A 608-nucleotide genomic window follows, 5' to 3' on the forward strand; every position below is an offset into this window, starting at 1 on the left:
ATAGCCCTGAGGGCGTGGAGGAGTGAGATGCTGACCGACCCGAAGACCGGCGAAGCGGAGATCACCGACGAGTTCGACCGCCGCGACCAGATTCTCGACGCGGCAAACGAATGCTTCACACAGCTCGGCATCCAGCGCACGAGCGTTCAGGACGTGGCGCGAATGGCCAAGGTGTCCCGCGGCACCATCTACCGATACTTCGTCGACCGCGACGTGCTGATCGAAGCGGCCATAGAGCACGGCGCTCAACGCTTCTACCGCGAAGTCGCCGCAGCGATGGCCAAGAAGGCCACGCTGGCCGAGCAGGTTGGCGCGATGGCCGAAACACACGCGAGGATCTTGCTCGACCACCGAACTCGCAACCGTTTGATGGCCGATGACGCTGAGCTGATGCGGCACATGATCTCTGACGGGGATACGGCGGTCCGGCGGACGACCAAATTTCTCGAACCCTACGTACGTGACGCGCGTGACCGCGGAGAGGTTGGTGCCGGGGTCGACGTGACGGCCGCCAGCGAATGGCTCGCCCGCATCATCTGGTCGTTCTCTACCGTCAACGAGGCACAGACATTCGACATGTCCAAGCCTGACACCGTCCGACGCTACGT

General features: G+C 63.0%; 1 protein-coding gene. It reads left to right on the plus strand.

The features are described 5' to 3' along the window. Positions 1–27: 27 nt before the first annotated feature. On the plus strand, positions 28–608 hold a 581-nt coding region (locus A5678_RS09630), incomplete at its 3' end, for a TetR/AcrR family transcriptional regulator (protein ID WP_068041307.1).

Source organism: Mycobacterium sp. E2733 (assembly GCF_001667585.1).
Taxonomy (GTDB): domain Bacteria; phylum Actinomycetota; class Actinomycetes; order Mycobacteriales; family Mycobacteriaceae; genus Mycobacterium.